Source organism: Sinomonas sp. B1-1 (assembly GCF_050474465.1).
Lineage (GTDB): Bacteria > Actinomycetota > Actinomycetes > Actinomycetales > Micrococcaceae > Sinomonas > Sinomonas flava.
In genome coordinates this window covers 65736-86092 of record NZ_JBCHVF010000001.1, presented here as the reverse complement: position 1 = coordinate 86092, position 20357 = coordinate 65736, and the positions used below count along the sequence as shown (strand labels likewise).

The window sequence follows — 20357 nt, the reverse complement described above, 5'->3', positions numbered from 1 at the left end:
CTCGCTCACGTTTACCTTCACTGCTCGGGAGTCTCCAACTGTAGTCGCTCGGACGCGTCCGCCGTCGGCCGCCGGCCGCAGGAACCGGGCCGCTCACTGCGCGTACTGGGGAAGCCGCGCAGGGGTGCCAGTGGACGGCGGGACGTTGTACAGCCGGAGGGCCTGGCTCATCACGGAGCGGAAGACGTCCGCGTTGCCGATGCCGAAGATGTCGCCCTTGGGCCTCTGGATCACGACGGCGACGACGAACCTTGGGTCCTCCATCGGCGCCATGCCCACCAGGGACGACGTGACGCCGCTGTAGCCCGGCACCCCATCCTCGCGGGGAGCTTCCGAGGTCCCCGTCTTCGCTCCCACCCGGTAGCCGTCGATCGCGGCGGGCTTGACCTCGCCCTCGGTCACGTCGCTCTCCAGCATGTCCTTGACCTGCTGCGCGGTGTCCCTGCTGACCACTTGGGTGGGCGCCGCCGCCTGCGGCGACTCGGTGTGCCCATCCTTGTCCACATACGCGTCGATGAGGCGTGGCTGGAGCATGGAACCGTTGTTCGCGATGGCCTGATAGGCCCGCACGGTCTGCAGCGTGGACTGGGTGACGCCTTGCCCGAACAGGACCGTGTACTGCTGGCGGGTGTCCCATTCATCGGGGGTGTGCAGGATGCCCTGCGCTTCGCCGGGGAGCCCGATGTCCACCGGCTGGCCGATCCCGAACCTGCTGAACCAGTCGTAGCGCTGCTGCGGTGAGAGCTCCTTGCCTGCCATCACGGTTCCGGTGTTCATCGAGTACCCGAGGATGCCGGCGAGCGTCCGCTGCTCGGTGCCGTGTGTGAAGGCGTCGGCGAAGGTCTCGCCGTCAATCGTGTAGGTGGGCGGGATCGTGTACCGGCTCAGCGGGTTCGCTTTGCCCTCCTCGATGAGGGCGGCGAGCGTGAGGGTCTTCTGCACCGAGCCCGGCTCGTACGCGGCCGAGACGGCTCGGGCCCCCCGATCCTTGGCCGCTGTCTTGCCGGGGTCGTTGGGGTCGACCGAGTTCGAGTCGGCCATGGCGAGGATGTTGCCCGTCTTGGCATCCATGACGATCGCGATGCCCCACTCCGCGCTGTACTTGTTCGTCTGGGTCTGGATGGCCTGCTGGGCGAAGTACTGGAGGTCGGAGTTGAGCGTGAGCCGGACCGTCTTGCCGTCCTCCGCTTCCGTCAGCTTGTCGGTCGCCACCGGGATGCGGAGCCCGTCGGCGCCGATCTCGTAGACGCGCGAGCCGTCCTTGCCGGTCAGCTCGCCGTCCTGGGTCTGCTCGACTCCGGCGAGGGCGCTGCCATCGGAGCCGAGGAAGCCGACGACGTTGCCGCCCACCGCTCCGTTCGGGTACACGCGCTGGGTCACGCCCTCGGAGAGGATCCCGGGGAAGCCGACGGCCATCACCCGGTCCTCAGTGTCCGGCGTGACGTTCCGCGCGACGTAGTTGAACGGCTTGTCGCCGGTGATCGCGGCCGAGACGTCCGCCACCGGCTTCCCGAGCGCGTCGGCGAGTTCCTGCAGCGCCTGGTCTCGGGAGACCTTGACGATCTTCCAGCCGCCGTCGGGGTTGTCGACGCGGCGCTCGATCTCCGTGAAGTCAGGCGCCGATGCAAGCCTCTGGTCGACCGTGATGTTGTAGCGGATGACGCTGGTGGCCAGGACGGTGCCGCGCGAGTCGACGATCTGCCCGCGCTGGGCTGGGAGCACCGTGGTCTGGAGGCGCTTGTTCAGGGCCGCCTCGGCCAGGCCGCCGACATCGAAGCCCTGGACGAGCACGAGCCTGCCCCCGAGCACCACGAGGAAGGCGAGCATGACCGCCAGGCCGAGCCGCAGCCGCAGGGCTCCCTTCGCCGCGCGCTTCGCGATCCCGACGCCTTCCCGGGGTGCCGCACCGCTCGGTGCGTTCCGACCCGTCGGCCTGCTGCTCGATGCCACGCTCTTCCTCGGCTTCCGTTCTCTCGGGCCGGCCGGGGTTGCCGAGCCGGCCGGGGTTGCCGGCTGCCTTGGCCTAGCGCGTGGGTTCGCGCTGGGCCGGCGCCGGAATGCTGCCGCCGTTGAGGGCCTTGGCCGCAGCGGCCGCCTTCTCCGCAGCAGCCTTGTCCGCAGCAGCCTTGTCTGCGCCGGGTGCCGCGGCGGTCCCGGAGGCCGCAGCGTTCGCGGCAGCCCGGGCCTCGAGCGGGTCCTTGCTGTCCGGCGCCGGGGTGACCGCAATCTGCCCAGGGACGGCCGGTGCCGCAATCGCGGCGATCTGGCTGCCACCCTTCTGCGCGGCCTTGGCCTCCCCCGTGACCGCGAGCGTCTTCAGGTCAATCTGCCCCTTCGACGTCGATGCGACCATACCCAACTGTGCCGCACGCGCAGCCAGATTCTGGGGAGCCTCGTAGTTCTGGACACGCTGTGTCAGGTCCTGGTTCTGCTTCTGGAGGGTCAGCTGCTCATTCCGGAGCTGGACGAGCTGGTACTGCCCGGTCGAGACCGAGATGTTCAGGATGAGGACAGTCACGAGTGCCGCGGCGAGGACGCCCAGGCAGAAGATCGCGAACGGCGCCCTGCGGCGCGCGGGAAGGGTGCGCACGACCGCAAGCGGCGCCCTCCGCGACGGAGCCTGAGGCTTGGTGGATGCGGGGAACGCAAGCGCTGAGGTGCCCGCAACCGCCGTCTTCCGCTGTGCTGCGCTCATCGTCAGCTCCTCTCCCTGATGCGCTGTGCTGCCCGCAGGCGGGCCGACGCAGCCCGCGGGTTCTCTGCAATCTCCTCGGCGGTGGGCACTTCGGTTCCCTTCGTCAGGATCTTCAGCTCTGGCTTGTGCTCCTCGAGCTCCACAGGGAAGCCCGGAGGCGCCGACGAGCGGCTGCGCGCCTGCAGGGCTGCCTTGACGATCTTGTCCTCGAGCGAGTGGTAGCTCATCACGACAATCCGGCCGCCGAGCCGCAGGGAATCGACGGCGGCGGGGACAGCGCGTTCGAGCACGTCGAGTTCCTCGTTGACCTCGATGCGCAGGGCCTGGAAGGTCCGCTTGGCGGGATGGCCGCCTGAGCGGGCGGCAGCCGCCGGCACGACGGCGCGGATCGCCTCGACGAGCTCGCCCGTGGTCTCGATGGGCTTCCCGGCCCGCACCGCGACGATGTTCCGGGCGATCCGGCCCGCGAACTTCTCCTCGCCCCACGCCCGGATGATGCGGGTCAGGTCTTCCACGCTGTAGGTGTTCACGACGTCCGCCGCGGTGTGGCCGCGGCTCGTGTCCATCCTCATATCCAGCGGAGCGTCGTAGGAGTAGGCGAAGCCACGCTCGCGCTCGTCGAGCTGGAGGGAGGACACCCCGAGGTCCATGAGGATGCCGTCCGCCCCGGGAAGGCCCACGCTGTCGAGCACCTCGGGGATCTCGTCGTAGACCGCGTGGACGAGCCGGGCGCGCGCGCCGAAGGGAGCCAGCCTGGCCCCGGCGAGGGCGAGCGCCTGCTCATCGCGGTCGACACCGACGAGCGTCACGTCCGGGAAGCGCGCCAGGATGGCCTCGCTGTGCCCGCCCATGCCCAAGGTCGCGTCGACGACAACAGGTGAGCGACCGGCGTCGTGCGCGGCCTCGATGCCCCCCGCGAGCAGGTTCACGCAGCGATCGAGGAGCACTGGAACGTGGCGCTCGGACGTGGGCCTGTCCTCGTGCTGCGGCACCCGTCGCTCCTTCCGTCGTGGTTCGTACGTGCAGTGCTGGCCGGTGGCCGGGCTCCGGCGGAGCCCAGATCCCCCTCCGCGCCGGTATCGCCGCCTGGCTCCGGGGAAGGAGAGCCAGGAGGGCGTCCGGGCGGCTGGAGATCTCAGCCCGCCGGGGGATTCAGAGGATCCCGGGTATTGCGTCGTCGTCGGTCTCCGAGAAGGCGGATTCCTTCTCGGCCAGGTAGTCCTCCCAGGCCTGGGCGTCCCAGATCTCCGCCCGGGTCCCCACGCCGATCACGGCGAGGTCCCGGTCCAGACCCGCGTACTTCCGCAGGTTCGGGGGGATCGTGACGCGCCCCTGCTTGTCAGGCACCTCGTCGGAGGCCCCAGACAGGAAGACCCTCAAGTAGTCACGCGCCTGGCGGGAGGAGATAGGGGCTTCCCGCATCTGCTCGTGGACTCTCTCGAACTCCTTCTGGCTGAAGACGTAGATGCAGCGCTCCTGGCCCCTGGTCAGAACCAGCCCTTCGGCCAGTTCGTCCCTGTACTTGGCCGGGAGGATCAGGCGCCCCTTCTCGTCCAGACGCGGCGAATACGTACCGAGCAACACCGGCACCACCACCCGTCCGTTCGAGGCTGAACGTCCCTATCCGCCACTTCCCTCCAACATCCCCCACTTTACTCCACTCCCCTCCCCCGTCAACGAGGAGCGACACGGATGTCGCACCAAGCGTGCAAATAACTCGCGCAGAAAAGCCCGGAATCTCGGGGATTCCGGGCAGCGACGGATGGCGGCGCGGGCCTGGCAGCAGGTGGAGGGCGGTGGGGGGCCGCGGAGCCGCCAACGGCCCTGAGCATCGGTTTAGGCCACCGGGCAGCCCGCTCCGAGCGGGTGCCGGCACCTGGGGGGAGCAAAGTGGAGGGGTCGCGGAGTGCGCGCAGAAGCGCCCCGGACCGATCAGGTCCGGGGCGCTCGTTCACCGCGTGCGTCAGGCAGTAAGGAAACAGGCCAGGCAGTCAGGAGTCAGGTCGAACTGCGTGTAGGCATGCACCATCGGCCGCATGCAGGGAGTCGCTCGGGTCAGGCCTCGTCCCGGCGACGCTCGTCCCACTGGGCCTCAAGCCGCTGCAGGAACCCGCCGTTCCGAGTCCTCTTGGACGCTCCCGGGCCGCTGCGTCGCCGCCCGGGCCGACGCAGGGTGCCGTAATAGACGCTGGCTCCCATGAGCAGGAATCCGAGAACCCCCACGAAGATGTTCTGCAGATTCACCCCGAGGAGCAGCACCAGGATGCCGACGATGACCCCCAGGACCCCGAGCACGATGTGCTTCGTCGAGAAGGTCCGGAGGGCATCCGCGCCCATGGAGTCCGCAAACTTCGGGTCCTCCTCATGGAGCTGCTTCTCAAGCTGCTCCAGCATCTTCTGTTCGTGCTCCGACAGAGGCATGGCGACTCCTTCACGCATACAGCCGATGACGGCCCCATCAACTGCATCAACGCACTGATCCGGTGTTGGGTTCCCTGCCGGACGAGCCGATGCGGACCCGACCGCCCACCGGGAACCTCCAGCCGACTCACTGCAACCAATATTCGAGGTCCTTTAAGGATAGAACGTCCCAGTAGGTTCCAACAGAGACTTGATACCCACCCGCGGGCCGAGCTAGTCACCCTCGCGTGGGCGGGCTTCGGGCGGATCGGGAGCCGCCAGGAGGCGCGCCGGCCGCAGGGCACCGGAACCGAACTTCTCGCTGACCCGATCCAGCGCCTGCTCGGCGGTGCGCCAGTTGTCCTCCGACCGGTCGAGGCTCAGCTGCCGAGGGGACCCCGCCGAGGCGGCGAGCCGCTCCCCCCGGATGCCGATGAGGCGGACGGCCAAGGGCCGCGGGCCTAGACCCCCGAGCAGCGTCCGCGCTGCAGAGTAGAGCTGCTGTGCGCTGTCAGTCGGCACGCTCAGGGTGTGGGAGCGGCTGAGTGTCGAGAAGTCGGAGTAGCGCAGCTTGAGCGCCACCGTCCCCGCCGCGAGACCACCGGCGCGCAGTCGTCCTGCGACGCGGTGGGCGAGCCGCAGGAGCTCCCGGTGCAGGTCGCCGTCGTCCCACACGTCGACCGCGAACGTCTCCTCGGCGCCCAGGCTCTTCTCGAGCCGGACCGGCGTGACGGGCCGGGCATCGATGCCCCAGCTGAGCTGCCTCGCGTGGAGGCCCGAGGCGCCGAGCACGCGCTTGAGGGTCGACTCGGGGGTGTGCGCCAGATCCTCGACGGTGTGGATCCCGAAGCGCGCGAGGACCTCGCGCGTCTTTCCCCCGATTCCCCACAACGCTCCGACGGGCAGGGAGTGGAGGAACTCGATGGTCCTCTCCGGCCTGATGACGAGGAGGCCGTCCGGCTTGGACCGTGCCGAGGCAATCTTCGCCACGAACTTCGTGGCTGCGACCCCGACCGAGGCCGTGATGCCGAGTTCGGCGCGAATCCGCTCCTTCACCATCGCCGCAATGCGCTCGGGCGGCCCCAGGCGGCGCACGGCACCGGAGACGTCGAGGAAGGCCTCGTCGACGCTCAGCGGCTCCACGAGGTCGGTGAAGTCCCGGAAGATGCCCATGAGCTGCGCGGAGACCGCGTAGTAGAGGCGGTGGCGCGGCTCCACCACGATCGCGTCCGGACACTGCCGCAGCGCTGCGGACATCGGCATCGCGCTGCGGATGCCGAACGCCCGTGCCTCGTAGCTCGCGGACAGGACGACCGAGCGCTCCGCGGGAAAGCCGACGATCACGCGGCGGCCGCGCAGCTCGGGGCGCTCGCGCTGCTCCACCGCGACGAAGAAGGCATCCATGTCCACGTGGAGGATCCCGCGCTGCCGCTGGGACTCGAGCGGCTCGCCCCGGGGGGCTTCTCCCAGCGTCTCCACTGACCCATCGTAGGCCGGGCGGAGCGTGGCCGCCGACTAGACTGGGCGGGACCTGACAGCTGAAGAGAGGGACACGGTGATCACAACCGGCAGGAAGATCGGACTCGTCTGGGCAGGCGTCTGCACGTCGGCAGCACTCGCGCTCGCGGGCTGCTCGACGGGGGCGCAGGCAGGGGGCAGCTCCTCGAGCACCTCCGCGACAGCGAGCCCCTCGGCCTCGGCTGCGTCGCCGTCGTCGTCCGCCTCGCCTTCAGCGAGCACGACGCCGAGCGCGACCGTGAGTGCGATTGCGCCCGGCTTCCCGTCCCAGCTCATCCCGCTCATGCCCGGTGCGACCCCCCTGGCGACGAGCTTCGACGGCTCGACGGACCCAGCCGTCGCGTCCCTCGTCGCCGGCAGCAGCAAGTCCTCGGCGAACGAGATGCTCGAGTACTACACGCAGGAGCTCACGCGGCAGGGCTTCACCGCCGTGCCGGCGGCCAGCGCCTCGGCGGGGACCGCGTCGGCCCTCGCCGCCGCAGGGACACTGGTGCGGGACTTCGTCCGTTCGGGCGGCAAGGAGACCGCGACCATCACTGTCGTGACGGCGAACGGCCAGGCTGTCGCCACGGTGGGCATCTCTGTGAACCAGTCGGCGTTCAAGTAGGCCCACATGCAGAAGCCCAGCACCGCTCCCGCCGTCCACGAGGCCGAGCAGGCGCGCTACCGCGAAGCACTGAATGCCGAGCTCGGCGCCTTCCTCGAAGAGCAGCGGCAGAGCATGGCCGGCGTGTCCGGTGATGTCGCGCCGCTCATGGACGCCATCTCGGGTCTCGTGGCCGGCGGGAAGCGGCTGCGGGCCATGCTCTCCTACTGGGGGTGGCGGGGCGCCGGGGGCGCGGAGCTCGCCGCGGAACCCGTCCGGGCGGGCGCGGCGCTCGAGCTGTTCCAGGCCGCGGCCCTCATCCATGACGACATCATCGACCGTTCGGACACCCGGCGCGGTGCCCCGAGCGTGCACCGCCGCTTCTCGAACCTGCACGGGGACTCGGGATGGGCGCTTGACCCCGAGCGCTTCGGCCAGGCCGCCGCGATCCTCACGGGCGACCTGTGCCTGTCCTTCAGCGAAGAGGCCTTCACGGCGGTGGGCCTGGCGGCGGCGTCGGGCTCGTCCGCGCGGCGCCTCTTCAACGCGATGAGGGCGGAGGTGATGGCCGGCCAGTACCTCGACGTGCTCGAGGAGGTCGCCGGGCCGGTCCGGCCGCGTGAGGATGCCGTGCAGCGGGCCCGGACGGTGATCCGCTACAAGTCTGCGAAGTACTCCACGGAGCATCCCCTCGGGATCGGCGGCGCGCTCGCCGGGGCGGACGAGGCCCTGCTGCGGGGCTACTCGGAGTTCTCCCTGCCGCTCGGGGAGGCGTTCCAGCTGCGCGACGACGTCCTGGGCGTCTTCGGGGACCCTCTCACTACAGGCAAACCCGCCGGGGACGACCTCCGGGAGGGAAAGCGGACCGTGCTGGTCGCCCTCGCCCTCGATGCGGGGGGCGAGGCCGCCCGCACGGAGCTCGAGCACGGGCTCGGCAACGCGTCCCTCACCCTCGCCGAGGTCGACCGGCTCCGCGACGTGGTCGCGGCCACGGGAGCCCTGGAGTCCACCGAGCGGCTCATCGACGAACTGGCCGAGCGCGCCTTCTCGGCACTCGACAGGCTCCCTTTGGACGGCCTGGTCCGCGGCGCACTCGAGGCGCTCGGGCGCGCCGCGGTCCGCAGGGCTTCCTGACGCCTACCAGGCCAGGATCTGGGCCCGGCGCCGGATCTCGGTCTTGCGGCCTTCGCGCAGCGCGTCGATCGGGCGGCCGCGGAGGGACTCGTCCGGCGTGTAGAGCCAGGCGACGAGTTCCTCGTCACTGAAGCCGGCGTCCGCCAGGACGGCGATCGTGCCCTTGAGGCTGTCCACTACGTGGTCCCCCTCCAGGAAGAGGGCGGGGACCGATCGGATCTTCCGCTCGCCGATGCGAAGCGCCACGAGGGCGCGCTCGTCCAGGAGCCCGTGCACCTTGGTGACCGTGCAGCCCAGCCGCTCCGCGACGCCCGGCAGGGGCAGCCATTCCGACACCAGGTTCTCAATATCACTCACGCCATTAGCGTGCCATGACGCGGCGCCGCGCACCTAGTCGCCCCACCGCCGAAAAGGGCCGCGACCTTAGCCTGGGACGCCTTATCTTGTGCCGCTTGGTAATTCGTGAGAGATTCGCAATCGTCACTCCCGTAACATCAGTCAGAGAATTCACAAACAAAACGTCTTTATCAGGTGTACCTCCTTTCACAGGAGTGACACACCATCCGCCGCTCCAGGAGGACGACCGATGAGCACGTCAGGCACGACCAGCACGACCGCTGCCAAGCCCACCTTCCCCTTCGTCGCCGCGACCACTGCGGTGCTTCCCGCCGTCGCACTCTCGTCCTTGGCGCTCGCGGCTCCCGCCTCGGCGTCCCCGGCCGTGCACGTCCCCGGGGCGCTCTCCGCTGCGATGGAACGCGCAGGCCAGCAGGCCGCCGTCGTCCCCGCGTCCGAGATCGCAGCCCTCGTTCCATCGCGGCTTGCGCCAGCCCAGGCACCCGCTCAGACGGCCGCGCCGAGCGACTACACCATCCGCAGCGGCGACACGGTGACGTCGATCGCAGGACGGTACGGGCTGAAGGTGGCGGATGTGCTTGCGCTCAACAGGCTCACCCCCTCCACGGTCATCTACCCCGGGCAGAAGCTCCGGCTCACGGGCACAGCACCGGAGGTGCCCGCGGCGCAGCGCCAGCCGGCACCGGCGCCCTCCACGGCCGCTGGCACGACCTACACGATCAAGCCGGGCGACACGCTCTACGGGATCAGCGCGCGGCTCAACGTGCCCATCGGCGACCTCCTCGCGGCCAACCGGCTGAGCCTCACGAGCGTCATCTACGCGGGCAAGCCGCTCCAGATCCCGGGGACCGCCCAGCCCGCGGCCGCGGTCGCGCCGGCATCGTCCGCGGCCCCTCAGCCACTCGTCGGCGACACGTTCCTCGGCTACAAGTACCCGGACGCCGTCGTCGCCTCGGCGAATGAGAACAAGCGGCTGCTCAACGCCGCACCCGTGCCGGGGCGGGAGGAGATGAAGCAGATCATCGCTGGCACCGCGCGCTCCATGGGCGTGGACCCGGCCCTCGCGCTCGCGTTCGCGTACCAGGAGTCCGGCTTCAGCCAGCGGGCTGTCTCCCCTGCCAACGCGATCGGCGCCATGCAGATCGTGCCGTCTTCGGGGACCTGGGCGTCGGACCTCGTCGGGCGCAGGCTCAACCTGCTCGACCCGCGCGACAACGCCACGGCCGGCATTGCGATCATCCGGGCCCTGCTGCGCACCAGCAAGGACGAGGACACTGCCATCGCGGGCTACTACCAGGGCCAGTACTCCGTGAGCAAGCACGGCATGTACGACGACACGAAGGCGTACGTCGCGGCCATCAAGTCCCATCGCGACACGTTCCGCTGAGGCGGCCATCGAGCCCAGCCGCCGCCGGACGCCGGGCACGGCATAGGATCGAGGGGTGAACGGAAAGCTGAGCGACGCGCTCGTCGGCTCGCTCGTCGGCGGCCGGTACCGCGTGGAGTCGCGCCTTGCGATCGGCGGCATGGCAACGGTGTACGTGGCCAGCGACACGAACCTCGAGCGCGAGGTGGCCCTCAAGGTCCTCCATCCCCACCTGAGCCAGGACCCCAGCTTCGCGGAGCGCCTCGAGCACGAGGCCAAGGCCGCGGCGCGGCTGTCCCACCCCCACGTCGTGTCGGTGCTGGACCGCGGGCACGACGGGGACGTCTTCTTCCTCGTCATGGAGTACGTCCCGGGCAGGAACCTGCGCCAGCTCCTCAACGAGTCCGGCCCGCTCGCCCCGAAGCAGGCCCTCGCGCTCATCTATGCCGTCGTCGAGGGCCTCGCAGCGGCCCATGCCGCCGGGCTGGTGCACCGCGACATCAAGCCTGAGAACGTGCTCCTGGGCGACTCCGGCCAGATCAAGGTCGCGGACTTCGGCCTGGCGCGGGCTGCGACGGCGTCGACCAGCACCGGCCTGACTCTGGGGACCGTGGCGTACATCGCCCCAGAGCTGGTACAGCGCACTGGGGGCGACGCCCGCAGCGACCTCTACTCCGTGGGGATCATGCTCTACGAGCTCCTCACGGGACGCCAGCCGTTCCGCGGCGACCTTCCGGACCAGATCGCCTACCAGCACCTCACGGCGGACGTGCCGCCCCCCTCCGAGCTCGTTCCCGGGCTGTCCCCGGAGCTCGACGAACTGGTGCAGTGGGCCGCGGCGAGGGATCCCGAGGACCGGCCCGTCGATGCAGAGGCTCTCCTCGGTGAGATCCGGCACATCCGCACCCACCTGAGCGATGCGCAGCTCGACCTCCGCGCGGGCTCCACGGAGCACCTCCCACAGACCGGCTCCACGCGGACCGACGTCCTTCCGGCGGCGCGGACCGAGGTCATCGGCGCCGTGTCAGCCAACCACACCACCGTGATGCCGCATGCGGCGGTTCCCGCCCCTGCGACTCCCCGCCAGGCGCGGAAGCGAGAACGCGACGCCGCTCGGGAGGCCGCTGCCGCGGCCGCTACGCCCACGAAGACACTCGCTCCCGGAGGGCGGCGGCGAGGAGTGGTCTGGGCGCTCATCGTCATCGTCCTGGCCCTCATCGCCGCCCTCGCCGGCTGGTTCTTCGGCGTGGGGCCGGGAGCCGCCGCCACCGTGCCAAGCGTCAAGGAGCTCACGGTGGCCCAGGCAACGCCCCTGTTCGACAGTGCCGGGCTCGCCTTCTCGACCCAGGACGTGTTCGACGACGGTGTGGCGGCCGGCCTCATCGTCGGAAGCACGCCCCCCGGGGGAACCGAGATCCGCAGGTTCCAGGGCGTGAGCCTCCTGGTGTCGAAGGGACCGCAGCTGTTCCCGCTCGAGGACCTGCGCGGCCGCTCCCTCGACGAGGCCAAGGCGAGCATCGCGCGCGCCCAGATGGCTCTCGGCGCGGTGACCGAGGCCTACAGCGAGACCGCGGCCGCGGGGACCGTCACCGCCCAGGACCCGGGTCCCGGCACCCCGCTGAGGCGGGGCGCCGCCGTCGCCCTCACGGTCTCCAAGGGCCCGCAGCCCATCCCGGTCCCGCAAGTGGTCGGCAAGAGCCAGTCTGAGGCACTTGCGGCGCTGCGCGCGGCCGGCCTGGACCCGGTGGTGAGCGCAGACGAGGTCAACGACCGCAGCATACCGAAGGGCGCCGTGGCCGCCCAGTCCCCGGGCGCCGGAACGGCGCTGACGAAGGGCGGCAAGGTCACGCTGACCATCTCCAAGGGCCCCAAGCTGGTCAGGGTCCCCAACTACGTGGGAAAGCAGGCCGACCAGGCCGCTGACGCGTTGAGGAAGCTGGGCTTCGACGTGCGCATCGAGAAGGTGCTCGGTGGCTTCTTCGGCACGGTCCGCGCCCAGGACCCTGCGGACGCGGACGTGCCGGAGGGCAGCACCGTGACGCTCACCGTCGTCTGAGCGGCTTGGCCGGGACCGCCTCCCTCAGGCCCTCTTGGAGAGGGCGCTCGCTACGAGGAAGGCCATCTCGAGCGACTGCATGTGGTTCAGGCGCGGGTCGCACACCGACTCGTAGCGGTCGGCGAACGCGTCCTCGTCGATCGGATCGGAGCCGCCCAGGCACTCGGCCACGTCGTCGCCCGTCATCTCCATGTGCAGGCCGCCAGGGATCGTGCCAAGGGCCTCGTGCACCTCGAAGAAACCGCGGACCTCGTCCACCACGTCGTCGAAGCGGCGGGTCTTGTAGCCGTTCTGGCTCGTGACCGTGTTGCCGTGCATCGGGTCGGTGACCCAGAGGACCCGCGCGCCGGAGGCGGTGACCTTCTCGATCACGGGCGGAAGCTTCTCGCGGATGTTCTTTGCGCCCATGCGGGTGATGAACGTCAGCCGGCCGGGCTCGCGCTCGGGGTCGAGTCGGTCGATGAGGCGCAGGGCGTCGTCGCCGGTGGTCGACGGCCCGAGCTTGACCCCGATCGGGTTGCGGACCCGCGAGAGGAAGTCCACGTGGGCATGGTCGAGCTCGCGGGTGCGCTCGCCGATCCAGAGGAAGTGGGCGGAGGTATCGTAGGGCAGGCCCGTGCGCGAGTCGATGCGCGTGAGCGGCCGCTCGTAGTCCAGCAGGAGCGCCTCGTGGCTCGCGAAGAACTCGACCCGCTTGAGCGCCTCGAAGTCCGCGCCGCAGGAGTCCATGAACTTGATCGCCCGGTCGATCTCGCGGGCGAGCGACTCGTAGCGGGCGTGGGCGGGGTTCTCGGTGAAGCCCTTGTTCCACATGTGGACGAGGCGCAGGTCCGCGAATCCGCCCTGCGTGAAGGCCCGGATGAGGTTCAGGGTCGAGGCCGAGGTGTGGTAGGCGCGGAGCATGCGGTTCGCGTCGTGGGCCCGGGACTCCGGAGTGAAGTCGTAGCCGTTGACGATGTCACCCCGGTAGGCGGGCAGGGTCACGCCGTCGCGCGTCTCATCGTTGGACGAGCGGGGCTTGGCGAACTGCCCGGCCATGCGCCCCATCTTGATGACCGGAAGCTGTGCGCCGTACGTCAGGACCACGGCCATCTGGAGGATGGTGCGCACGCGGGCGCTGATCTTGTCGGCAGTCGCCGCCCCGAACGTCTCGGCGCAGTCGCCGCCCTGGAGCAGGAACGCGCGCCCCTCGGCGGCGGCCGCGAGCCGCTCCCGCAGGACGTCGACCTCGCCGGCGAACACGAGCGGCGGGAGGATCGACAGTTCGGCGACCGCGCGGTCGAAGGCCCCGGGGTCCGCCCACGTGGGCTGCTGGGAGATCGGCAGGGAACGCCAGTTGTCGAGGCCGGGGTAGTCGGCTGCGCCGCTCTGCGCTGTGCTGGTGAAGCGGGCCGCGGGCGATACGGAGAGATCAGTCACGATCCAAGGTTAGTCCCACCGCGGATCGCGGTACTGTCCTGGACCCTATGCGTCGCGCCTGACGCCTATGCGTCGTGGCCTCCCCTGGTGCGGTGCTTCGCATGCGACGCCTGCTCGGCCAGCTGGGCCTTCACGACGGCGGCGTAGACGTCCGCGTACTCCTGCGCCGAGAGCTGCTGGATGTGGCGCATGATGCGGTCGGTGACCTCGCGCTGCACCCCGCGGTCCTCGGCCCTGTCGTAGAACTCCGAGAGGTCGAGCGGGCGGCCGATCACGATCCCGACCCTGCGGATCGACGGGAAGCGCTGCCCGATCGGCTGGACCTTCTCGGTGCCGATCATGGCCACCGGGACCACGGGGACCCGGGCCGTCAGCGCGAGCCGCGCCACGCCCACCTTTCCCCGGTAGAGCCTTCCGTCCGGGCTCCGGGTGCCCTCGGGGTAGATGCCGAGGAGCCCGCCCGAGCGCAGCACGCCGCCCCCGGCGTCGAGCGAGGCCGTGGAGGCCTCGCCGCCCGAGCGGTTCATCGGCAGCTGGTTCGTCGCCCGGAAGAACAGCGCCGTGAGCCGCCCCTTGAGTCCGGTGCCGGTGAAGTACTCCTGCTTGGCGAGGAACACCACGGGGCGATGGACCATGACCGGCAGGAAGATCGAGTCGGAGAACGAGAGGTGGTTGGAGGCCAGGATGGCGGCCCCCTCGCCGGGAACGTTCGCGAGTCCCTTGATCCAGGGACGGAAGAGCAGCTTGACGATCGGACCGATGAAGATCCGCTTCAGGATCCAGTAGACCAAGGATGGGCCTTCCGCCGTGGGCCGGTGCTGCTCTCACTGTAGTGTCACGGGAGCGCGTGCACCCGCACACTCGGAGTGTCACGATGGACCCATGGTCTCTTCTGACGCGCACAGGGTGCCCCACGGGAGGCGCCAGCCGTGATCGGGGCATAATGCATGGCATGGACAGCCCCTCGGGCCCCATCGGGGTCGCGCTCAGCCACGGGTTCGGCGGCAGCCTCGCCGGCGTCGCGCCGTGGGCCGACGCCCTGCAGGAAGCGGGCTTCCGCGTCTCCGCGCCGCTCCTGCCCGGACATGGAACGTCGTGGCAGGATCTCGCCACCCGGTCCTGGGGCGAGTGGTACGAGGCCTACGAAGCGGCGTATCACGAACTCGCCCAGGACTGCTCGACCGTGATCGCCGCCGGGCTGTCCATGGGCGGCGCGCTCGCGCTCCGCCTCGCCGCGCGCCAGAAGGTCGGGGGCGCCGTCGTGGTCAACCCCGCGCTCGTGGTCGACGACCCCCGGTCATACGTCTCGGTGCTGCTCCAGCACGCGCTGCGCTCGGTGCCGGGGATCGCCAACGACATCAAGCTCGCCGGGGCCGACGAGGGCGCCTACGCCCGCCTTCCCGTGCGGGCCGCGCACCAGATGAAGCTGATGTTCAGGGACACCGTGGCCTCGCTTCCGAGCGCCAGTGCTCCCCTGCTCGTCTTCCGTTCCACGGTCGACCGCGTCGTGACGAGCGAACGCAGCGTTGCCGCGATCGCGCGCCTGTACGGCGGCGACGACATCCGCATTGTCCGGCTGCGGGACAGCTACCACGTGGCGACGCTCGACAATGACGCCCCCACAGTCTTCAGGCGCTCGGTCGACTTCATCCGCGAGGTCGCCGGGCTCGCCGCGCCGACGGGACACGCCGACGCCGCGGGGAGCAGCGCGTGAACGGCCGCCCGGATCCAGACAGAGCCGACCACGCCGCCGACGACGACGCGTGGCGTGACCTCGTGTCGCGCCTTCGCGGAGGGGAGACCGGCCTCGAGGCCGACGGTCCCGCCCCCGCGGAGCCCTCTGCTGCCGAGCGGGCCGCGGCGGCCGAGGCAGGCCTCGAGGCCGGCCGAGCCGGCAAGGCCGCGGACCCGGCGCAGTTCAGCGACTTCGATCCGCTCGGGCTCTCACGGCCTTCCGCGGTGCACCGGCTCGGCCGGGGTCCCGTCGGCGAGGAACCGGACGAGCACGTGGTGGGCGACTTCGTGCCGGAGGAACCGAAGCCCATCCTCGCCGGGGCCGATCCCGCTGTCGTGCTCGCCTGGTGCGGTGCGCTCGGCGGCCCGCTAGCCCTCCTCGTGTTCGCGCTCGTGTGGCGCGCCGTGCCCGGGTTCGTGATCGCGCTGCTCATCGCGGCGTTCGTGGCCGGGGTCGGCGTGCTCATCATGCGGCTGCCGCGGCACAAGGAGGACGACGGCGACGACGGGGCGCGCGTCTGAGGCGCGGCTTCAGCGCACCCCGCCGTGGGAGCGGAGGTTCACCCGTGAGAGGTCCGCGGCGCCGATGAGTCCCGCCTCCGGGCCGAGGGCGGCCCGCTCGATCCGCGCGGGGGGCCTGAACCCACGACCGGTGAGGTTGCGGGCGAACGCCCGCCGGGCCGGTGCGAGAAGCAGCTCACCCGCGTCGCACAGGCCCCCGCCGATCACGAAGGTGCCCGGGTCGAGGGCGGCAGCGAGGTTCGCGAGTCCGAGCCCGAGCCACTCCCCCACATCCTCGAGCAGTTCCCGGGAGGCGGCGTCGCCCTCGCGCGCGAGCTGAGTGACCACCGCCCCCGTGATGGCATCGGGGACTCCTCCGACGGCGCGCAGGAGCTCCTGCGCGACCGGGGAGTTCGCACGTGCGAGCTCACGCGCCTCGCGGCCCAGGGCGTTCCCGGAGGCATACTGCTCCCAGCACCCGCGGTTGCCGCACTCGCAGCGGTGGCCTCCGGGAACGATGATCTGGTGGCCGTACTCGCCGGCGACCCCGTAGCGGCCGCGCTCGAGGCGCCCGGCGAGCACCATGGCGCCGCCGATCCCGGTCCCGAGCGTGATGCACACGAGGTGGCTCTCGTGCCGGCCGGCCCCGAAGCGCCATTCCGCCCAGGCGGCGGCGTCGGCGTCGTTGGCGAGGTGGACGCGGCGGCGCAGGAGCTTCTCGAGGTTGTCCCGCAGCGGCTCGTTGCGCCACGCGAGGTGAGGGCTGAAGAGGACAGTCCCCCCGCCGAGGTCCATCCACCCGGCGGCGCCGATTCCGACCGACGAGATGCGGTGGTCCGCGCTCAGCTCGTCCACGAGCTCGGCGATCACCCGCTCGACCTCCCGGGGCTGGGAACCGGGGGTGGCCCGACGCGCCCGGCTCAGCACGTGCCCCTCGGCGTCGACCACCCCGGCGGCGACCTTGGTCCCTCCGATGTCGATCCCGATGGCGAGGCCCCGCCGCCTCAGCCGAGGGTCGTGCGGTCGGAAGGTCGGGGCGAAGCGGGGCCTGGGCACGAGCGCCATTGTAGTGGCGCGAAGGGTCGTCCCCGACTAAAGTTACTCGCCAGTAGCAAAACACCGTGATCCACGGCACAACCCGTCTGAGGGCCTTGGATATGGTTAAGCCATCTCCCACGCACCGGGAGACACAAAGGAGAAATCGTGCGCGAGAAGACCGTAGCTCCCCTCATCCCCCAGCCCGTTGCCGCCAACATCACCGACTTCGTGGTCGAGCAGGCCGAGAAGCCCGCCAACCCGCCGCTCTTCGCGACGCGGGACGCGCAGGGGGTGTGGCAGGACATCTCGGCCCGTGAATTCCGCGAGGACGTGTCCCGGATTGCCAAGGGCCTCATCGCCGAGGGGATCGGGCCCGGAGACCGGGTCGGCATCCTGGCGCGCACCTGCTACGAGTGGTCGCTCGTCGACTTCGCCATCTGGTTCGCAGGGGCCGTGTCGGTCCCGATCTACGAGACGTCCTCGCCCACGCAGATCGCATGGAACCTCGGCGATTCAGCGGCAGTCGCTGCCTTCGGGGAGACCGCCCACCACGAGGACGCGATCCGGCAGGCCGTCGAGTCCGAGGGGCTGGACGCGGTCCGCCACGTGTGGCAGCTGACGCCGGCAAGTCTTGACGCCCTGAGGGCCGCGGGGGCCAAGGTCTCGGACGACGAGCTCGAGTCGCGCCGCAGCGCCGCGACGCTGGACAGCGTGGCGACGATCATCTACACCTCGGGGACACTCGGCAAGCCGAAGGGCTGCGAGCTCACCCACGGCAACTTCGTCGCGCTGTCCGAGAACTCGGCCGCGGCGCTCTCCGAGGTGGTCCAGCAGCCCGGCGCCAGGACGATCATGTTCCTGCCCCTGGCCCACGTCTTCGCCCGGTTCATCTCCGTGCTCAGCGTCGCGGCCGGGTGCAAGGTGGCCCACACGCCGGACATCAAGAACCTCCTGGCCGACCTCCAGAGCTTCGAGCCGACGTTCATCCTCGCGGTCCCGCGCGTCTTCGAACGGGTCTACAACTCGGCGCTGACCAAGGCCGAGGACGGCGGGAAGGGCAAGATCTTCCACCGGGCGGCCGACACCGCGATCGCCTGGTCCAAGGCCCACGCCGACAACGGCAGGCCCTCGCTCGGCCTGAGGCTGCAGCACGCGGCCTTCGACCTGCTGGTCTACCGGAAGCTGCGCGCCGCTATGGGCGGCCATATCAGGTACGCCGTCTCCGGCGGCGGCCCGCTCGGCGAGCGGCTCGGCCACTTCTTCCACGGGATCGGGCTCACGGTCCTCGAGGGCTACGGCCTCACCGAGACCACCGCCCCGATCACGGTCAACACACCCGGACTCATCAAGATCGGCACCGTAGGCGCCCCGCTGCCCGGCAACGCGGTGCGGATCGCCGACGACGGCGAGATCCTCGCCAAGGGAGTCTGCGTCATGCGGGGATACCACAATCTCCCCCAGCTCCATGCGCAGACCTTCACCGACGGCTGGTTCCGCACGGGGGACATCGGCGAGCTCGACGGCGACGGCTACCTCCGGATCACAGGCCGCAAGAAGGACATCATCGTGACCGCAGGCGGCAAGAATGTCGCGCCGGCGCACCTCGAGGACCAGATCCGCGCGGACGCCGTCGTCTCACAGGTCGTCGTGGTGGGCGACAACCGGCCGTTCATCGGCGCACTCGTGACGCTCGACGCCGATGCCCTCCCCGGCTGGCTCGAGCGCAACGGGCAGCCTGCCGCCCTCTCGATCGTCGAGGCGTCGACCCATCCCGCCGTCCTCGCACACGTGCAGTCCGTGATCGACCGGGCGAACGCGAGCGTGTCGAAGGCCGAGGCGATCAAGTCGTTCCGCGTCGTGCCGACGGACTTCACCGAGGACTCCGGCCACCTCACGCCGTCGCTCAAGGTCAAGCGCGCCCAGGTCATGGAGGACTTCGGCCAGTACGTCGAGGAGATCTACTCCGCGCCCAAGCCCACCGCCGTCTGAGCTGGCCCCGCCGCCGCGCAGCCCCGGCTACGCGGCGGCGAGCCGTTCGACGACGAGCGCCGCGAGCTCCACAGCGGCCTCGCGGGTGGCCGGCCGGAGCTTGGCGAAGTCGACCTGCGACCCTTCGGCGAGGTGCCGGTCGTGCGGGATCCGCACCACATCCCTGACCCGCGTGCGGAAGTGGTCCTCGATCTCGTCGACGTTGACGCGCGTCCCGTCCCCCGCGGACATGTTCACGACGACGATCGCCTTCTGCACGAGATCGTCCCGCCCATGTGCCTCGAGCCACGAGAGCGTCTCCGAGGCGAGCCTCGCCTCATCGACGCTGCCCCCGGAGACCAGCACGACGGCGTCGGCCTTCTCGAGCGTCCCCTGCATGACCGAATGCACCATGCCCGTGCCCGAGTCGGTCAGGACGATCGAGTAGTAGCGGCCCAGGATGTCCGTGACCGCCCGGTAGTCGGCGTCGTTGAAGGCATGCGCGACCATCGGGTCTGAATCGGAGGCGAGGACGTCGAGCCGTGAGCCCTCACGGGCGGTGTAGGTCGAGAGCTGCGTGAACGAGTTCACCTCGAAGCGGTCCTTCACGAGCTGGCGCGCCGTGTGGGTGGCGCGGCCGGGGTTGCGGTCCGAGAGGGTGCCCCGATCCGGGTTCGCGTCCATCGCGATCACCCGATCCTCGCGGAGGTCCGCGAGGGCCATCCCGAGGAGCGTCGTGACGGTCGTCTTCCCCACGCCGCCCTTCCGCGACAGGATCGGCACGTAGCGGGTCTCGTCGCCGAGCCGGACAGCGATCCGGCGTTCGAGGGCGCGCTGGAGCCGGACGGCGTCCGAGTCGCCCACGTTCACGGAGCCGAGCGTCGCGTAGTACAGCCACCGCCGCCACCCCGACGCCGGAGGGGCAGCGGTCCTGGTCACGAGCCGGTCCGATGTGAGCGACGCGGCCACCTCCGGCCCTTCCGCGCGGGCCCGCCGCTCGCTAACCTGTGCAGGCTGTTCGGGTTCGGCGGCCTCGTCCTGGCTGCCGGTGGGCACGAAGCCGGGGGCGAGGTCCTCAGGCGCAGCGGGGGCGGTGCCCGCGGTGACGAGCGGGTGCTCCGCGAGCCAGGCCGCCGTCGCCGTCGCCCGTTCCTGCTCGTCGCGCTGGCCCGGCGGCTGCGTGGGCACGGGCGGGACGGCGACCGTGGCCGGCGCCGTCGTCAGGGCGGTGAGCGCCGTGAGCGACTCCGCGCTCGTCCTGTCCTGGGCGTCCGCCACCGTCACAACGTCCACAGGGGCGGGCTCTCCCCCGGGCCCCGCCTCCGCCGCGCTCTCCTCTGCGTCCTCCACGGCCGCCGGAGCCTCGCCCCCGCGCATCGACTCATCGTCCGGCGTGGGCTGGGCGTCGGCGGTGGGGCGGGCGTCAGCGGCGGGTGCGCCTGTACTGGGCTGGGCGTCGGCCTCAGCGGGCGTCTCGGCGTGCTCGGCCGTCTGGGGCTTGCTCGGCTCGGTCATGGGCTCCCGTTCGACTCGTGGCTGGCAGGCGGCAGCGCCGCCCGCGCTCGGAACGCGCCCCAGTCTAGCC

General features: G+C 70.7%; 19 protein-coding genes. 7 read left to right on the top strand and 12 right to left on the bottom strand.

From position 1 onward, the window contains the following. Positions 1-93 precede the first annotated feature (93 nt). The 7 genes from ACQ5BE_RS00405 to ACQ5BE_RS00375 form a co-directional block, all read right to left on the bottom strand. Positions 94-1881: a peptidoglycan D,D-transpeptidase FtsI family protein gene (locus ACQ5BE_RS00405; protein WP_430295732.1), complete on the bottom strand. Its 1788-nt coding sequence runs from the start codon at positions 1879-1881 to the stop codon at positions 94-96. 142 nt (positions 1882-2023) lie between these two features. After that, complete coding sequence (locus tag ACQ5BE_RS00400; protein WP_430295008.1) at positions 2024-2695, bottom strand: hypothetical protein; 672 nt, start codon at positions 2693-2695, stop codon at positions 2024-2026. 2 nt (positions 2696-2697) lie between these two features. Continuing rightward, positions 2698-3687: a 16S rRNA (cytosine(1402)-N(4))-methyltransferase RsmH gene (gene rsmH / locus ACQ5BE_RS00395; protein WP_430295007.1), complete on the bottom strand. Its 990-nt coding sequence runs from the start codon at positions 3685-3687 to the stop codon at positions 2698-2700. A gap of 160 nt (positions 3688-3847) precedes the next feature. Next, on the bottom strand, positions 3848-4279 hold the full coding sequence (mraZ, locus tag ACQ5BE_RS00390) for a division/cell wall cluster transcriptional repressor MraZ (protein WP_413250977.1): 432 nt from the start codon (positions 4277-4279) through the stop codon (positions 3848-3850). Positions 4280-4750: 471 nt separating this feature from the next. Then, a complete protein-coding gene (locus tag ACQ5BE_RS00385; RefSeq protein ID WP_413250674.1) occupies positions 4751-5116 on the bottom strand; it encodes a DUF3040 domain-containing protein in 366 nt (121 codons plus the stop codon). Positions 5117-5329: 213 nt separating this feature from the next. Next, entirely contained in the window at positions 5330-6565 is a 1236-nt protein-coding gene (gene dinB, locus ACQ5BE_RS00380; protein WP_430295730.1) for a DNA polymerase IV, read from the bottom strand. A 45-nt stretch (positions 6566-6610) separates the two neighbouring features. Then, the gene (locus ACQ5BE_RS00375) at positions 6611-6898 is read right to left on the bottom strand and encodes a hypothetical protein (protein WP_344297716.1); all 288 of its coding nucleotides are present in this window, start codon (positions 6896-6898) and stop codon (positions 6611-6613) included. On the opposite strand from ACQ5BE_RS00375, the gene ACQ5BE_RS00370 reads away from it, so the two are divergent. After that, positions 6897-7220: a hypothetical protein gene (locus tag ACQ5BE_RS00370; RefSeq protein ID WP_208712338.1), complete on the top strand. Its 324-nt coding sequence runs from the start codon at positions 6897-6899 to the stop codon at positions 7218-7220. The two genes, ACQ5BE_RS00375 and ACQ5BE_RS00370, sit on opposite strands and share 2 nt — an antisense overlap. 6 nt (positions 7221-7226) lie before the next feature. Beyond that, positions 7227-8333: a polyprenyl synthetase family protein gene (locus ACQ5BE_RS00365; RefSeq protein ID WP_430295006.1), complete on the top strand. Its 1107-nt coding sequence runs from the start codon at positions 7227-7229 to the stop codon at positions 8331-8333. Positions 8334-8336: 3 nt separating this feature from the next. Here the strand turns inward: ACQ5BE_RS00365 and ACQ5BE_RS00360 are convergent, their stop codons facing one another. Next, positions 8337-8690 carry an Rv2175c family DNA-binding protein gene (locus ACQ5BE_RS00360; RefSeq protein WP_430295005.1) on the bottom strand — a complete coding sequence of 118 codons (354 nt, stop codon included), beginning with the start codon at positions 8688-8690 and terminating at the stop codon, positions 8337-8339. 229 nt (positions 8691-8919) lie between these two features. Between ACQ5BE_RS00360 and ACQ5BE_RS00355 the strand changes: the two genes are divergently transcribed. Beyond that, the gene (locus ACQ5BE_RS00355) at positions 8920-10077 is read left to right on the top strand and encodes a LysM peptidoglycan-binding domain-containing protein (RefSeq protein ID WP_430295004.1); all 1158 of its coding nucleotides are present in this window, start codon (positions 8920-8922) and stop codon (positions 10075-10077) included. A gap of 55 nt (positions 10078-10132) precedes the next feature. After that, entirely contained in the window at positions 10133-12112 is a 1980-nt protein-coding gene (gene pknB / locus ACQ5BE_RS00350) for a Stk1 family PASTA domain-containing Ser/Thr kinase (RefSeq protein ID WP_430295003.1), read from the top strand. A gap of 24 nt (positions 12113-12136) precedes the next feature. On the opposite strand, the gene ACQ5BE_RS00345 is transcribed toward pknB, so the two are convergent. After that, a complete protein-coding gene (locus tag ACQ5BE_RS00345; RefSeq protein WP_344298149.1) occupies positions 12137-13534 on the bottom strand; it encodes a class II 3-deoxy-7-phosphoheptulonate synthase in 1398 nt (465 codons plus the stop codon). Between the two features lie 62 nt (positions 13535-13596). Then, entirely contained in the window at positions 13597-14322 is a 726-nt protein-coding gene (locus tag ACQ5BE_RS00340; RefSeq protein WP_430295001.1) for a lysophospholipid acyltransferase family protein, read from the bottom strand. A gap of 161 nt (positions 14323-14483) precedes the next feature. On the opposite strand from ACQ5BE_RS00340, the gene ACQ5BE_RS00335 reads away from it, so the two are divergent. Together ACQ5BE_RS00335 and ACQ5BE_RS00330 are read left to right on the top strand one after the other, a co-directional pair. Further along, positions 14484-15245 (top strand): alpha/beta hydrolase, encoded by a 762-nt coding sequence (locus ACQ5BE_RS00335; RefSeq protein ID WP_430295000.1) that lies wholly within the window; start codon positions 14484-14486, stop codon positions 15243-15245. Beyond that, a complete protein-coding gene (locus ACQ5BE_RS00330) occupies positions 15242-15787 on the top strand; it encodes a hypothetical protein (RefSeq protein WP_430294999.1) in 546 nt (181 codons plus the stop codon). The genes ACQ5BE_RS00335 and ACQ5BE_RS00330 overlap by 4 nt, the downstream gene beginning before the upstream one ends. Before the next feature lie 9 nt (positions 15788-15796). Here the strand turns inward: ACQ5BE_RS00330 and ACQ5BE_RS00325 are convergent, their stop codons facing one another. Further along, positions 15797-16822, bottom strand: a complete 1026-nt coding sequence (locus tag ACQ5BE_RS00325; protein WP_430294997.1) for an ROK family glucokinase — start codon at positions 16820-16822, stop codon at positions 15797-15799. A gap of 147 nt (positions 16823-16969) precedes the next feature. On the opposite strand from ACQ5BE_RS00325, the gene ACQ5BE_RS00320 reads away from it, so the two are divergent. Further along, on the top strand, positions 16970-18793 hold the full coding sequence (locus ACQ5BE_RS00320; protein ID WP_430294996.1) for an AMP-dependent synthetase/ligase: 1824 nt from the start codon (positions 16970-16972) through the stop codon (positions 18791-18793). A 27-nt stretch (positions 18794-18820) separates the two neighbouring features. Here ACQ5BE_RS00320 and ACQ5BE_RS00315 read toward each other — a convergent pair whose 3' ends face one another. Then, positions 18821-20287 carry a MinD/ParA family ATP-binding protein gene (locus tag ACQ5BE_RS00315; RefSeq protein ID WP_430294994.1) on the bottom strand — a complete coding sequence of 489 codons (1467 nt, stop codon included), beginning with the start codon at positions 20285-20287 and terminating at the stop codon, positions 18821-18823. Positions 20288-20357: the final 70 nt, after the last annotated feature.

Coding starts and splice junctions, on each gene's coding strand:
- ACQ5BE_RS00400 (WP_430295008.1), bottom strand. CDS start 2,695: ATGAGCGCAGCACAGCGGAAGACGGCGGTTGCGGGCACCTCAGCGCTT.
- ACQ5BE_RS00385 (WP_413250674.1), bottom strand. CDS start 5,116: ATGCCTCTGTCGGAGCACGAACAGAAGATGCTGGAGCAGCTTGAGAAG.
- ACQ5BE_RS00370 (WP_208712338.1), top strand. CDS start 6,897: ATGCCCGGTGCGACCCCCCTGGCGACGAGCTTCGACGGCTCGACGGAC.
- ACQ5BE_RS00375 (WP_344297716.1), bottom strand. CDS start 6,898: ATGAGCGGGATGAGCTGGGACGGGAAGCCGGGCGCAATCGCACTCACG.
- ACQ5BE_RS00365 (WP_430295006.1), top strand. CDS start 7,227: ATGCAGAAGCCCAGCACCGCTCCCGCCGTCCACGAGGCCGAGCAGGCG.
- ACQ5BE_RS00355 (WP_430295004.1), top strand. CDS start 8,920: ATGAGCACGTCAGGCACGACCAGCACGACCGCTGCCAAGCCCACCTTC.
- ACQ5BE_RS00335 (WP_430295000.1), top strand. CDS start 14,484: ATGGACAGCCCCTCGGGCCCCATCGGGGTCGCGCTCAGCCACGGGTTC.
- ACQ5BE_RS00315 (WP_430294994.1), bottom strand. CDS start 20,287: ATGACCGAGCCGAGCAAGCCCCAGACGGCCGAGCACGCCGAGACGCCC.